We start from the raw sequence: 13,406 nt of genomic DNA on the forward strand, positions 1-13,406 counted from the left end.
CGAGCCGGATGCGTTTACCACTCACGGGAAGCGGTCACCGCTGTAGCCAGCACCTCTCGGACAGAGCTTGGCTTCAACCGGCGGTGTGACCTTGGACGGCGTCGACAGTCATGGTGCTCCCTGCCCTCAGCAGGTGCGTGCAACGCCGGCCGCGGCCAGCATGAGCTCGTCCGGCGTGATCGCTCCGTCGGTCGCGCCGCTCCGCACTCGAACCTCCAGCGCTCGCCGCACCGCCTCCGCCAGCTCCGCGCCACTGAGACCTGTGGTGACATCCAGCAGCCGCTCCCATCCAGGCTCGTCCGGAAGCTCGAAAAGTGGCCGGCCTGCCTTGCGCTCGGCCTGCCGCAGATGAACCTCGAAGATGGCGCGCCGGCCACGCCGGTCGGGCAGCGGCACCTCGACCAGTCGGTCGAAGCGTCCCGGGCGCATCAGCGCGGGGTCCACCGCCTCCGGCCGGTTGGTGGCGGCCAGCACGACGACGCCGTCCAGCTGCTGCAGGCCGTCCATGTTCTCCAAGAAAGCCGAGACCATGCGGTGAGTCGCCTCGTGGGCCTCCCCGCGATCGCGGGCCAGTGCGTCGACTTCGTCAAAGAAGAGCACCGCGGGCGCTCGCCTGCGGGCCTCGTCGAATGACCGCTGCAGCCGCTGCTCCGCCTCGCCGTACCACTTGGACACCACATCGGTCGCCCGGACGTGCAGAAAGGTGGCGCCTGACTCGCGAGCAAGTGCCCGAGCCAGCATGGTCTTCCCGGTTCCCGGCGGCCCGTAGAGCAGTACCCCTCGCGGCGGGCGGGCCCCCCAGGCGTGGAAGGCCTCTGGCTGTCTGAGCCCGAGGCAGACCGTCTCCAGCTCCAACCTGGCCGCCTCCTGGCCGCCAACGTCGTCGAAAGCGCTCTCGCCGCGTTGCTGTCCAGCGAGGCCGGGCCGGAACTGCTGGGCCGGGCCGCCGGACCCGGTGACGCGGCCGACTAGACCGGACGCCTCCCGACCAAGTTGCGCAAGCACTCGCCGGGCCACCTCCGCGCCCGCCTCGCCGGCGCGCAGGGTAAGCGCCAGCTCGCGGGTCCTCGGCCGGCTCGCGTAGACGGCGTCGAGAAGCGCTGCCAGTACGTCTGCGAAGCGCGCGAGCTCGCGCTCCGCTCCGGCAACGCCCGCGATTCGCCGAGCGCGGGCGCGGGGTCCGACCAGCGGAACCAGTCCGGGCCAGGCCCCGCACGAGAGCGTCACCTGGCCGATCGCGCCCTGGCCGATTACCAGCACGTCCTCGCCTGCCTCGTCCAGCAAGAAGAGCGCGCCGGCATCCCACCGAGTCTTCATCGGTTCCAGGCTTCTTGGCAAGCGGGCGCGGGCACCGCGGCCGAGTCCCAGCGATGAGATCGGGAATGCCCCGCTCGGAGTGGGAACCAGAACACCCGCCAGGGAGACTCGCCCCGGGCGGTCCGGTTCAGACCGCTCGCTCCTCGCCATGACGAGCAGACGCGAAAGCGGCGCCGGCAGCGGCGCCGCTTCCAGGACGGTCACCGGCAGCCCGCCTGTCAGCCGCCGCGCGAGCTCGGGGTCGACCTCGATTCGAGCGCCCATCTCGGTTTCATCTTCCGGCATGCGAGGGCAATCCGCCGAGCTGCGATCCGGTGTGGCGGCTTCATGGACGCGACGACTGCGCCGCCGACGCCGCATGTGGGGTTGTCTGGTCTCCGAGATCCTGAGACGCCGAGGAGGCGTTTAGCGTCTCAACTACTCGGGCTCGGATGGACTAAGCTGTCCGGTCCCCGAGTAAGCTGAGACGCTCTTGGTTGAGGTCGTCCTCCCCCCGCTCGGGGGGAGGTTAGGTGGGGGGCCTTGGATTGCAGGCTGGACCAGAGCCGCCATTTCGGTCCTTGGGCATCTCGCCGTAGCTCCCGGGCGCTCGAGAGGAATTTGACGGACCTTGGACGCAAAGGTCTCACCACGGGGCGGCGGGGCCAAGGCGGGCCGCCGACGCCCCCCTCCCAGCCTCCCCCCGCCCCGCGGGGGGAGGACGCAAAAATGCCTGCTCGGGTTCTCAAGATCTCGGGATCGGATGGACTAAGCGGCCGCCTCCTCCGGCTTCGAGCCGAGCATCTGGAAACTGTCGACGACCACTTCGCTGGCATGGCGCTTCTGGCCGTCCGCGCCGTCCCAGCTGCGGTGGTGGAGGCGGCCGTCGACGTAGATCAGGCGCCCCTTGCGCAGGTAGCTGCCGGCGACCTCGGCCAGCTTGCCGAACAGCACCACGCTGTGGAATTCGGTGTGCTCTTTGCGGGTGCCGTCCTCCTCCCGACCGCCGAAGGAATTGGTGGCGATCCGCAGAGAAGTGACGTGCGTTCCGGCGGGGAGCGCCTTCACCTCTGGATCGGCTGTCAGCCGCCCGATGAGTATTACCTTGTTGACCAATTTCTTTCTCCCTAGCTGAGTGAGGCCGGCAGGAAAGGCACTGGGTCCACCGGCCGGCCGTCGCGGCGGACTTCGAAGTGAAGATGGGAGCCGGTCGACATGCCGGTGGAGCCCATGCGACCTATCTCGCTGCCGGCTGTGACCAGCTGGCCGTCGGTGACTTCGGCCGAGCTCAGGTGCCCATAGAGCGTGAGAAGGCCACCGGCGTGCGTCAGCTGCACGTGCAGGCCGTACCCACCCCCGCCGCTGTTGATCACCTGGACCCGGCCATCAGCCGCCGCATAGATCGGCGTCCCGGTCGCCGCGGCAAGGTCCAGGCCTGTATGGATGTGGCGCGAGGGGCAGGCAAAGGTGAAAGGCTCGAGGGTGAACTCAGTGCAGCCGAACGGCTGCGTGACCACCGCCCCGTGCACCGGGAGCAAGAGGTGAGCCGGCGCCGGCCCCGAAGGTGCACCGGCCGCGACAGGGGTGGTGTGCTGGCGAGGTGCCGCTCCGAGCATGGAGACCACCGCGGCGATGGCCATGCCGATGAGGGCGACCTTCACTGCCATCGCCTCACTTGGCCAGGACCTTCACGGCGGCTTTCCAGGCGTGATCCGCCTCCTTCTTCGCCTCCGAGCTGGCCTTGCCGAAGACCTTGGTCGACATGCCGAGGGCGCCCGGCACCTTGAAGCAGATGTAGACGGCGGCCAGCGCGAAGAGGTGCTGGACTGGGAAGAGCGGCAGCCTCTGCCAGGTCACGTCAAGCGTGATTCCGATCTCCAGGATCAACAGCTGCAGTGGCTGCATGAGCAGCGTGAGGCTGAACAGATGTCCCCATTGCTTGGCGTAGTGGCTGGTCTCGGGCAGCACGAAGGCCAGCGCAGCCAGGGGAGCAAGAATCGTGAGGATCACCAGCACCGTGAAGCGGACGATGTACACGATGGCCAGCAACCCGTAGGAGAGGACGAGCGCCAGGCGCGCCAGCACATTCCAGGCCGGCGCCGTCAGATCGCTCGGCTGGGACACCGGCAGCAACCACCCCAGCAGGAGCTTGAAGTGGTCGGCCTGGTTGGCCCTCAGCACTACCAGGTTCATTGCGTTCGTGGCCTCCACACCCGCCTGGATGAGGACGGTGGAGAAGTTGATCAGGATGGCCGCGAGCATGGCTCGGGGCAGCATCTGGCGGAGGCCGTGCTGGCTGTGTGTGCCGTGTGCGAACATGACGCGAAAGAACCCCCAGGTGAGCGCCACCGTCAGCGCACCGTTCGCAACCGACCTGGTGAGCGGGAGCCATTTGTTGATCGCCTCCGTCTCGACGAAGGCGTGCTTCGGATCGTAGGGGTCAGCTGTGATGAAGACGTAAGTTGCCGCGGCATGCGCGACGTCTTGAGCGGTGCTCTTGATGAAGCGCTCGATGTTGGCAACGAAATTCAGCGCGTCGCCGATCGCGGTGACTGAATCCTTGATCCCGTTCACCGTGTCCTGCAGCTGATGCAGCGCGTTCAGAATGCCGCCTGGATCGACCATCGCCTTGGGCTTCGCTCGCCTAGCGTCCCGCCGCTACTTGGGGATGGACGCGGTGAGTACGTTGACCAGGGTGCCGGCCAGCTCGACGCCGATAGTGCCGATGACTATGCGTTGGATCCAGGCCTTCGCCTCGGTCACAGCCTTGGGTTCGACGGCCGTCATCTTCCAAAGAAATGCATGGATCGTTAAAAAGCGCTGGTCGGCGTCCAAGACTCCCAGCGACCGCTAGCGAACGGCGACCAGGACCCTATCCTCTAGAACCTGCCAGACGGTTGCCACTTCGGCGAAGCCCGCCTGCAGCAAAGCCTCTCGGTGCGACGCGTAACTGGATGGTTGGTGGGAGGTTTGCTGGCCATCCTGCCGCTGGTTACGTTGGCTGAAGGCGGCCGCCAACGAGGGCTCCAATTCGATTGCGCGCCACCAATCGTCCCAGCTCTCGACTTCTCCTTTGAGGTCAGCCCTGCCGGCACCGACAGCGTGCACGGCCTCGGCAATACGACCTTGGTTGGACCCGAATGCCATGTCGTCTCCATTGATGAATATCCCACCCGGCCTCAGCAGGCCCGCGAGCTGCCTGTACAGGGCGGCCAATCGGTCTGATGGCAACCAGTGCAGTGCGGTCGTCGACACCACCGCATCCACCTGGTCAGGCATGCCAGGGGCCTGCGTCCAAAGTGGTGAGCGCAGGTCGGCGTCGATCCAGCGAATCCGCCGCGGCGACTGGGAATGTGCGGCCTGGCCGAGCTGCATCAGGACCGGATCGTTGTCGACCGCCACGACGTTGGCGCCTGGCAGTCTCTTGAGCACCCGAGAAGCCAATGATCCCGGACCGCATCCGATGTCGACCACCAGCGGCTCGCGGGTCTTGGTGGTTGCCTCCAAGAGATCCAGCATGACCTCGAACCGCTCTTCGCGATGGGGTAGATATCCGCGCTGCTGCTCGTCCCACCGGGTCAACCATTGCTGCCATTTGAGCGGGTGCTCAGCCATTGACTGGCCATCGCTCATCGCCGGATCGGCCGGGTACTCGCGACCCTGCCGACCAGGTCGCCGCAATGAGCGGAACGCCCGGCCGGTAGACGAGGTGCGTATACGAGGGTGCGTCCAGCAGCACGGCGTCGGCGCGGGCTCCAGGAGACAGGCGACCGATGTCTTTTCTGCGCAGTGCGTTGGCTCCTCCCAGGGTCGCCGCCAACAGGGCCTCCTCGATCGTCATGTGGAGGTCGCGCACCGCCAGGGCCATGCAAAAGCTCATCGAGGTCGTGTAGCTTGAGCCCGGGTTGCAATTGGTGGCGATCGCCACCGGAGCCCCAGCATCGATTACGCGACGGGCGTTTGGGTAAGGCTGGCGCGTCGAGAAGTCGGCTGCCGGCAGGAACGTGGCCACCGTGTCGCCACCGGCCAACGCGTCCACGTCGGCATCGGCGAGGTACGTGCAGTGGTCGACCGATGGCGCTCCCATCTCCACAGCCAGCCGCACACCGTGGCCGGCCCGAAGCTGATTCCCATGCGCCCGAAGCCCGAGGCCTGCCTCACGACCTGTTGACAGCACTGCGCGCGACTGGTCGGCATCGAACGCGCCGTCCTCGCAGAAGACGTCGATCCACCTGGCGAACGGCCGGCACGCTGCCAGCATGTCCGTGCACACAAGGTCGACATAGGCATCGGGCCGATCCCGGTACTCGACGGGGATCACGTGTGCGCCGAGGAACGTCACGTCGTCGGTAAAGGAGCACGCGACCTCGCAGCAACGTCGCTCGGTCTCGACATCGAGACCGTATCCCGACTTGATCTCGACATGCGTGATCCCGGCCAGGAAACCCTCGGCTCGCCGCGCGCGCGCCAGTGCGGTCAGCTCGTCGGTGCTCGCCGCCCGCGTGGCTTCCGTCGTGACCCGGATGCCACCGGCATGGTAGGGCTGGCCGGCCATCCTGGCGGCGAACTCGTCGGATCGGTCGCCCGCGAAAACGAGGTGCGTGTGACTGTCAACAAAGCCGGGCAGCACACACCTGCCGCCGGCGTCCACGTGCTCGTCGCCGGCGGCGCCCGATCGGCCGACGGCTATGACTTGACCACCCTCCATTACCAAGGCCGCATCCCGGAGTATCCCGAGCGGCCCGTCGCCCAAAGCTGGGTCGTTCGTGACCAGGAGGCCGATTCGATCAACTACCAGCGTGGTCAACGAATGGCAGCCTTTGGCTCGGCTGACACATCCAGCGACGCGTGCACCCCGTCCCGGACGATCCACCGGCCGCCGACCATGACGTCGCGAACATCCGGTGTGCCCTGGAGGATGCCCTGGCTCCCGATGTAGATCCAGGAGCCGGCGGTCATCTGGCCGTACATGGTCAGGCCGAGCTGCTCGAGGCGCCGGAACTCATCCCAGGTGGCCCACTCCGGCACCAGGTTCGAGTTCGCGATCAGCACGCGCGGGGACCACTCGTGTGTTCGGAAGACACCGACCGGCTTGCCGGACTGCACCAGCAGCGTCTCGTCGTCGGCCAGCCCGCGCAACGAGCTCACGATCGAACGCTTGCCAGGAGCGTGCTGCACGCCCAGGGCCCCCGTACACCGCGAGATCGTCGGGGCGCTCGGCGACCTCCGGGTCAAGGTTGTTCATGAGCATTCGCATCGCGGCCTCCTGGGGCCACGAGCGGCAGCTGAGCTCGGTACCGCGGGGCGCGCGTACTGGCCTGGCGCCGGGAAGGCTCATTCCAGCGCTCCCACGGCAGCCTGGACGCCGACGAGGATGTCGCCCGAAATCACGAGGCGTTCAGCGGCCTCAAGGTCCGGACTGAGCCACCGATCCGGCCCCGGACCGGGTACCACGGACCGAATTGAGAGCCGGGCCGCCGCCGTACCCTTCGCCGGCTCAAGCGGATCACGCAGATCGAGCCCGCGCGCAGCGCAGAGAAGCTCCACCGCGAGTATCCGGCCCAGGTTGGCCACTACGCTACGCAGCTTCCTGGCGGCCCCCCAACCCATCGAGACATGATCCTCCTGCATCGCGCTGGTAGGAATCGAGTCGACGCTGGCGGGCGCCGCGAGCCGCCGGTTGTCCGCAACCATGGCCGCCTGCGTGTACTGGCCGATCATCATTCCCGAGTTCACGCCGGCGTCCACCGCGAGGAACGGCGGCAGCCCTTGCGAGCGGCGGGGGTCCAACAGGCGGTCGGTCCGGCGCTCGGAGATGGCACCCACCTCGGCCGCCGCGATGGCCAGGAAGTCGCAGGCGAAGCCGAGCGGGGCACCGTGAAAGTTCCCGCACGACTCCACCCGGCCGTCGGGCAGGATCATCGGGTTGTCGATGGCGGAGGCGAGCTCGATGTCGGCCACCCGCTCGGCGTGGGTGACGGTGTCGCGCGCCGCCCCGTGGACTTGGGGGGTGCAGCGAATTGAATAGGCGTCCTGGACGCGATCGTCGCCCAGGCGGTGGCTGGCGACGATGGCTGAACCCGCCAGGAGCCGCGTGAGATTGCGGGCGCTCGCTACCTGCCCGGGATGCGGCCGGAGCTCTTGCAGGTCAGCGGCAAAGGCGCGGTCGGTTCCCAGCAACGCCTCAGTCGACATCGCCGCGGCAAGGTCGGCGACCTTGAGCAGCCGCCGCAGGTCGTGGAGAGCGAGGATCAGGATCCCCAGCATCCCGTCGGTGCCATTGATCAGTGCCAGGCCTTCCTTGACGCTGAGCGTGAGGGGTCTGATGCCGGCCGCTCCGAGTGCCTCGGCGGAGGGCGCGTGCCGTCCGCCGCTGTCGGTCACCTCACCTTCCCCAATGAGAGCGAGCCCACAGTGAGCCAGCGGCGCCAGGTCTCCGCTTGCTCCGAGGGATCCATGCTCCCGGACCACCGGCGTAATGCCCGCGTTCAGCAGGGCCAGCATCGTCTCGGCCACCTCCGGTCGGGCCCCGGAGAACCCCATGGCGAGAGTCCGCGCGCGCAGCAAGATCATGGCGCGCACGACTTCAGGCTCAACTTGAGCGCCCATCCCGGCGGCGTGCGACCGCACCAGCGCGCGCTGCAACTCATCTCTCTTGTCAGGAGGGATGTACGTATTGGCGAGCGAGCCGAAACCGGTCGAGACACCGTAGGTCGGCAGCGCCGAGTCGGCCAGGCTTGCGACGATGCGCGCCGATTCCGTCATCTTCGATCTGGCTTCCGTCGACAGCGATGTCAGCTGGTGCTCGCGAGCAACGGCAACGACATCGTCGGCCTTGAGGCCGCTACCAATTTCGACGGCGGCATTGGCACGCACCACTTCAGACCCCCTCTGCTGGCTCATCGATTGCGAGTCGCAGGAATGCGGCCGCCAGGAGGTCGGTTGCCACCGCACAGTCCTCCAGGGTTGCCGCCTCAGCGCGCGCGTGGTTGATGCCGGTGTGGTTCCGAACGAAAATCATCGCCGTCCTGCAGGAGCTCGCCAGCACAGCGGCATCGTGCCCGGCGGCCGTGCTCAGCGTCGGCACTGGGCGGTGGCCGGCCAACTCCCGTATCGCCTCACGCAGGCCACGGTCGAACCCGACCCCGAGGGACCGCGACTCGCACGTCAGGTTGAGATCGACCGTGTGCGGTTGGGCGGCCTTGCGCACGGCGGCCATCCACTCTTCCAGCGCCGCGTCGAGAATCACATCGCTCGAGGCCCGAAGGTCCAGCCAGAGATCGACGCTCTCGGCGATGGAATTGGCGCTGTTCGGCTTGATCGCCACCTTGCCGACGGTCGCAAAGACGGCATCGTCGCTGGCGATCTGACGAGCGCCGAGGATGCCAGAGGCGGCGACCAGCATCGGATCGTGCCGATCACGCATGCGGGCCGTGCCCGCGTGGTTGGGCGACCCGGCCAGGCTGAGCCGCCACCGGCCGTGCGGCCACACCGATTCCGCCAGGCCGATCGGGTAATCAGCGTGCGCAAGGTCCGTTCCCTGTTCGATGTGGACCTCGATGAAGGTGTCGATCCGATTCACCCGCGCTTCATCGGCGCCCAGCGCGTCGGGATCGAGGGACGCGGCGCGCAGGGCCTCTTCCACAGTCGTCGAATGCCCGTCATCGCGCCGCCTCACGGCCGCGGGCTCCAGCTGCCCCATCATCAAGCGACTGCCAAAGGTCGGTACGCCGAACCTGGCCCCCTCCTCGTCGGCAAAAGCGACGACCGCGATCGGGCGGCGTGGAGGTCGGTTCAACCGCATCAGGTGCTCCAGGGCGGCGAATCCCGCCACCACCCCGACCGCTCCGTCGAAGGCGCCACCGCCGACGACGGTGTCAAGGTGACTGCCTGTCACCACCGCTTTCGCGCCGGGTCCACCCCACCAGGCCCACAGGTTTCCGTTGCGGTCGACCTCGCAAGCCAGTCCCAATCGCGAGGCCTGAGATTGGAACCACTGGCGAGCCGATGCGTCCTCCGGCGTCCAGGCTTTGCGGTCGTAGGAGCCGTCGGGGCGGCGTCCAATCTCGGCGAGCTCCGCAAAGAGGCTGCCAAATCTCGTTTCCAGGCTCGGTCCGCCATGGCTGTGACTACCGGTACCGCTCGTCGTCAGGCCAGTCACCAAGGCTACGGCTGAGAGTCGCGGTTGGGAACGAACACGTCTCGGTCGGTCACCATGCGCTCGTACTCCTCCAGTCGTTGCTGCGTCCTGACGGGGTTGGCGTCGCTCAGAGCTTCCAACAACACATTGGCCAGAACGACCACCCCGGCGTGGGAGTCGAACACCAGGCGGCGACCGACCGCCACCGGCAACGCAATGTCCGCGTAGTCGGCCGCCAGGCCGGGCACTCGATCGGTGCACACCACCGTCTTCATCCCCGATGAACGAGCGTGCTCTAGAAGCAAGAGCGCTTCCCTGGGGTAGCGCGGGAAAAGGAAGCCGAGAAGCCAGGTCGCTCCCGCCTGGCGAGCCTGGCTGAGCTGGTCCAGTCCCGACGATCCGCCAAAGGTCACCACGCGAACGTCCGGATGGACCTTGGCCGAGAAATAGGCGAAGTACGACGCCGCGTAGGACGCCATTCTCACGCCCATCACGACCAACGGCTGGGAGGCGGCGAGGTTCTGCCCGATCTTCCCTATCAACCGGGTGTCGGCAACGATGGCCTCAAGCGCACTCAGGTTGTGTATCTCGGCCCGCACCGCCGCCTGGAGCTTGTTGCGGCTCCTGGCCGTCGCCGGGGCATGTCGGTTCATGGCCATCACCCGCAGGCGCCGCTGGAAGTCGGTATAGCCCTTGAAACCGACTGAGGTGGCGAGGCGCGTCACGGTTGCCTGGCTGACCCCGGCTCGGGAGGCAAGCTCGACGCTGGAGAGAAAGACGCCGTCGGTTGGATTGTCCATCAGGTACCGCGCGACCCGACGTTGTGTCGGCGGAATCCAGCGCCGGGTGAACAACATCGCCATTTGGGCCTCGAGGTGGGCGGCCTGGCCGGCGACGAGCTCGCTGCCGTCGATGGTCGCGTCGGAATCGAAGCCACCCGCCGATCCCACGAGGCCGTCTTCGTGCACGCTCGCATCCGGCCGCAATCGTGGTGCGCCTCCTCTCAGTTCAGCCCAATTCCGGCTCGGAGTGGTACCGGCTCGGGGTGGTACTTGACGGTTGAGGCCATTCAGTCTAGCATCCACTGGTGAATTAGTCCATTCATTCGGTTTACGGCTTCCGGCCAATTCGAGGGGAGCCCACGAACTCGATCAGGTCTTGTCAATCGGTCTGAGGAGATGGGGACGCGGTGCGATATAGGGCGGACGTAGCGGTACTTGGCGCTGGCGCCATCGGGTCGGCAATCGCACTGAAGGCGCGCGGCCTCGGGGCTTCGGTTGTCCTCGTGGATGCCGGCCGCGCCGGATCAGGGACTACGGGCGCGACCTTCTCGTGGTTCAACGCCAGCAGCAAGATCCGGCTTGACTACCCACGCGAATACTTCGAGCTCAACAAGACCGGTGTCGAGCACGCTTACCGCCTGGCGCGAGAGCTCCCCGACGGTAGCTGGCTGCACCCGACGGGCAATATCGAGGTTGTATCCGGCCGCGGTATGGACCAGCTCCGCACCGACGTCGCCGAGATGGTCGGCCGCGGCTATCCGGTTTCACTCGTCGACGCCCAAGCGGCGTCGGACTTGGAGCCCGCCCTCCGGTTGCCCGCCGATTCCATGGCGGCGTGTTATCCACACGAGGGTTGGATCGATGGGCCGCATTTGGTGCGTTCGCTGGTCGATGGGCTGAGGCGCACCGGCGGCGACCTCGTCGAGTCGGACGCGGTCGTGCGCTTCGCCATCCAGAACGGTCGAGTGGCCAGGGCCGAGCTCGCATCCGGGTCAAGCGTCGAGGCTGACATCTTCGTGCTGGCGGCGGGCATCGACACCATGGCCCTCGCCGCCCTGGCCGACGTCAGTATTCCGATGGTCGAGCGCGCCTCACCGTCGGTGGCGGGCCTGCTGGTTCATTGCCAGGTCCCGTCCGACGAGGCACCCCCGCACCGCATCGTGCATGTCAATGGCGTGGCGGTGAGGCCCAACGGTGACCGGCGCGTCTTGATGGTCGACGCTGAGGGCGATCCAGAGTTGACCCTGGACACGCCCGCCGAGCTCCTGGCTCTCAAGGCGGATGTGGTCTTACGCCGGGCTCGTGAGGGATTGCCCGGGCTTCGCGTCGCATCCCGCACGTCGGTTGTGATCGGCGTTCGGGCTCTGCCCACAGACCGCGTATCGATAATCGGTCACGCACCAGGCGTTGACGGGCTTTACGTCGCCGCGACCCACAGCGGCATAAGCCTGGCCGCGATCATCGCCGAGCTGGCGGGATCAGAGATCGTCTTGAGGGAGCAGCAACGGGCATTGGAACCATTCCGGCCCAGCCGATTCGTCCGATCAGACCCGGAAGTGGCGACGGCGGTTCAGTGATTGCGGAGGAGGACTGACATGCGTTGGACGCGTCGCGCAACGGCGCTCGTGGTGGTAGGCGTTCTGACCGCCTGCGCCAGCGGTTCGACTACCACGGGAGCCACGCCCAACAACAACGGCACGCTCACGATTGCCGTGTCGAAGGCCGTGGGCAATCTGAATCCGTTCAAGTACAAGGCGATCTTCAACGCCCAGACCATGGTGTTCGATCCGCTGGTCCAATACGGACCGGACGGGAAGATCCTCCCGGCCCTGGCGCAGTCGTGGACGACCTCATCGGATGGACGCACCGTGACATTCCACCTGCGGCCGAATGTTCAATTCTCCGACGGCAGTCCATGGAACGCGGCCACGGCACTCTTGAGCCTCAAGAAGTGGGTCGCCGATCCCGGTGTCGCTGACTTCCTGGGCGCGGCCGGCGCGATTGGATCCGTAGACGCGCCCGACGACATGACGCTGGTGATGCACCTGAAGCAGCCATACGCCCCCTTGCTGCAGGACCTGACCATCGTCCGGCCGGTGAGGTTCCTGGGCAAGGCCGGGTTCGACGCGTCGGGCGCTTACCAGACCCCGATTGGAACCGGCCCCTTCAAGCTCGTGAGCGACTCGGACACCCAGACGGTGTTCGCCCGGAACGACAAGTACTGGGGCCCCAAGCCGAAAGTCAGCCAGGTCGTCCTCAAGGTCATCCCCGACGCCCAGACCCGGTTGGCCGCGGTGGGCAGTGGTGACGTCGACCTCATCGGCGGCGACTTCACCGCCCCGATCACCCCACAGCAGGCCTCGACCCTGAAGTCCGCGAACGGTGTGCACCTGGTGACCGGATCCGGTACAGCCACGCTCCTGATCGCCTTCAACTACATGCCCGGTCATCTCACCACCAACCTGGCGGTGAGGAAGGCCATCACGCTGGCGGTCGATCGCGCCGCCTTGACCAAGAGCCGGCTCCAGGGGTTCGCGCAGCCGGCCGGCGGTTTCTACCCTGCCGCCGTCCCCCTGAACGATGCCAGCACCCCGGTGCCGGCCGCCAACCCCAAAGCCGCTCAAGACGCGCTGACGGCGGATGGTTGGACGGGTACCGGCACTCGGAAGAAGGGCTCGACCAATCTCAGCGTGACCTTCCTCGTGAGTGACGAAGTGTCACCCGGCTCGCAGGCGATTGCCGAGATCGTTCAATCGGAGCTGAAGCCGGTCGGAATCAACGTCGACATCTCGTCGGTGGACCATGCCACCTACCACGACGCCGTTCCCGCCGGGAAGTATGACCTGACCCTGTTCGAGACCATCGGCGCGCCGTATGACCCGCTGACAACCCTGACGAACTACTTCGTCAGCACTCTGAATCCGTCTGAGGGGCGCATCTGGATGGACCAGAAGTCGCTGGATCCATTGGTTGCGGCCGTGGTGGCAGCTCAGTCGGATGCCGAGCGCAAGACTGCCTACGACAATGTCTACAGGTTCTTCCGTGATCAAGCGGCCGTTCTGCCGCTCGCGTATCCCAGCCGCATCTGGGCCTCAGGCAAGCGCGTGCACGACGTCTCGCTGGCGCCTACCGACTACGACTTCCCCCTCCATGGTGTCTGGGTCTCATGACCGCAGCCATGCTGGGGG

12 protein-coding genes and 1 pseudogene are annotated in these 13,406 nt (G+C 66.8%); 2 read left to right on the forward strand and 11 right to left on the reverse strand.

Annotated features, from left to right (window positions below):
* Positions 1-126: 126 nt before the first annotated feature.
* From ACR2MZ_RS03215 to ACR2MZ_RS03265, 11 genes and pseudogenes are all read right to left on the reverse strand, one after another.
* Positions 127-1,602, reverse strand: a complete 1,476-nt coding sequence (locus tag ACR2MZ_RS03215; protein WP_434003628.1) for an ATP-binding protein — start codon at positions 1,600-1,602, stop codon at positions 127-129.
* A 462-nt stretch (positions 1,603-2,064) separates the two neighbouring features.
* The gene (locus tag ACR2MZ_RS03220) at positions 2,065-2,412 is read right to left on the reverse strand and encodes a single-stranded DNA-binding protein (protein WP_434003629.1); all 348 of its coding nucleotides are present in this window, start codon (positions 2,410-2,412) and stop codon (positions 2,065-2,067) included.
* Positions 2,413-2,423: 11 nt separating this feature from the next.
* Positions 2,424-2,963 carry a M23 family metallopeptidase gene (locus ACR2MZ_RS03225; RefSeq protein WP_434003630.1) on the reverse strand — a complete coding sequence of 180 codons (540 nt, stop codon included), beginning with the start codon at positions 2,961-2,963 and terminating at the stop codon, positions 2,424-2,426.
* A gap of 4 nt (positions 2,964-2,967) precedes the next feature.
* Positions 2,968-3,921 carry a hypothetical protein gene (locus ACR2MZ_RS03230; RefSeq protein WP_434003631.1) on the reverse strand — a complete coding sequence of 318 codons (954 nt, stop codon included), beginning with the start codon at positions 3,919-3,921 and terminating at the stop codon, positions 2,968-2,970.
* 33 nt (positions 3,922-3,954) lie between these two features.
* Positions 3,955-4,083, reverse strand: a complete 129-nt coding sequence (locus ACR2MZ_RS03235) for a hypothetical protein (protein ID WP_434003632.1) — start codon at positions 4,081-4,083, stop codon at positions 3,955-3,957.
* Between the two features lie 63 nt (positions 4,084-4,146).
* The gene (locus ACR2MZ_RS03240) at positions 4,147-4,929 is read right to left on the reverse strand and encodes a class I SAM-dependent methyltransferase (protein ID WP_434003633.1); all 783 of its coding nucleotides are present in this window, start codon (positions 4,927-4,929) and stop codon (positions 4,147-4,149) included.
* The gene (gene hutI / locus ACR2MZ_RS03245; protein WP_434003634.1) at positions 4,904-6,103 is read right to left on the reverse strand and encodes an imidazolonepropionase; all 1,200 of its coding nucleotides are present in this window, start codon (positions 6,101-6,103) and stop codon (positions 4,904-4,906) included. Before hutI ends, ACR2MZ_RS03240 begins: the two co-directional genes overlap by 26 nt.
* A 98-nt stretch (positions 6,104-6,201) precedes the next feature.
* Positions 6,202-6,634 (reverse strand): annotated as a pseudogene (locus tag ACR2MZ_RS03250) (urocanate hydratase); the annotation flags it as partial.
* Positions 6,631-8,199, reverse strand: a complete 1,569-nt coding sequence (gene hutH / locus ACR2MZ_RS03255) for a histidine ammonia-lyase (protein ID WP_434003635.1) — start codon at positions 8,197-8,199, stop codon at positions 6,631-6,633. The pseudogene ACR2MZ_RS03250 and the gene hutH, both read right to left, overlap by 4 nt.
* The gene (locus ACR2MZ_RS03260) at positions 8,177-9,457 is read right to left on the reverse strand and encodes an allantoate amidohydrolase (RefSeq protein WP_434003636.1); all 1,281 of its coding nucleotides are present in this window, start codon (positions 9,455-9,457) and stop codon (positions 8,177-8,179) included. Before ACR2MZ_RS03260 ends, hutH begins: the two co-directional genes overlap by 23 nt.
* A 5-nt stretch (positions 9,458-9,462) precedes the next feature.
* Positions 9,463-10,404: a MurR/RpiR family transcriptional regulator gene (locus ACR2MZ_RS03265; protein WP_434003637.1), complete on the reverse strand. Its 942-nt coding sequence runs from the start codon at positions 10,402-10,404 to the stop codon at positions 9,463-9,465.
* Between the two features lie 221 nt (positions 10,405-10,625).
* Between ACR2MZ_RS03265 and ACR2MZ_RS03270 the strand changes: the two genes are divergently transcribed.
* Together ACR2MZ_RS03270 and ACR2MZ_RS03275 are read left to right on the forward strand one after the other, a co-directional pair.
* Positions 10,626-11,795 carry an NAD(P)/FAD-dependent oxidoreductase gene (locus ACR2MZ_RS03270; RefSeq protein WP_434003638.1) on the forward strand — a complete coding sequence of 390 codons (1,170 nt, stop codon included), beginning with the start codon at positions 10,626-10,628 and terminating at the stop codon, positions 11,793-11,795.
* 18 nt (positions 11,796-11,813) lie between these two features.
* Positions 11,814-13,388, forward strand: a complete 1,575-nt coding sequence (locus ACR2MZ_RS03275; RefSeq protein WP_434003639.1) for an ABC transporter substrate-binding protein — start codon at positions 11,814-11,816, stop codon at positions 13,386-13,388.
* The last annotated feature ends 18 nt before the right edge of the window (positions 13,389-13,406 follow it).

This window comes from Candidatus Dormiibacter sp. (assembly GCF_050999135.1).
Classification (GTDB): domain Bacteria; phylum Chloroflexota; class Dormibacteria; order Dormibacterales; family Dormibacteraceae; genus Dormiibacter; species Dormiibacter spiritus.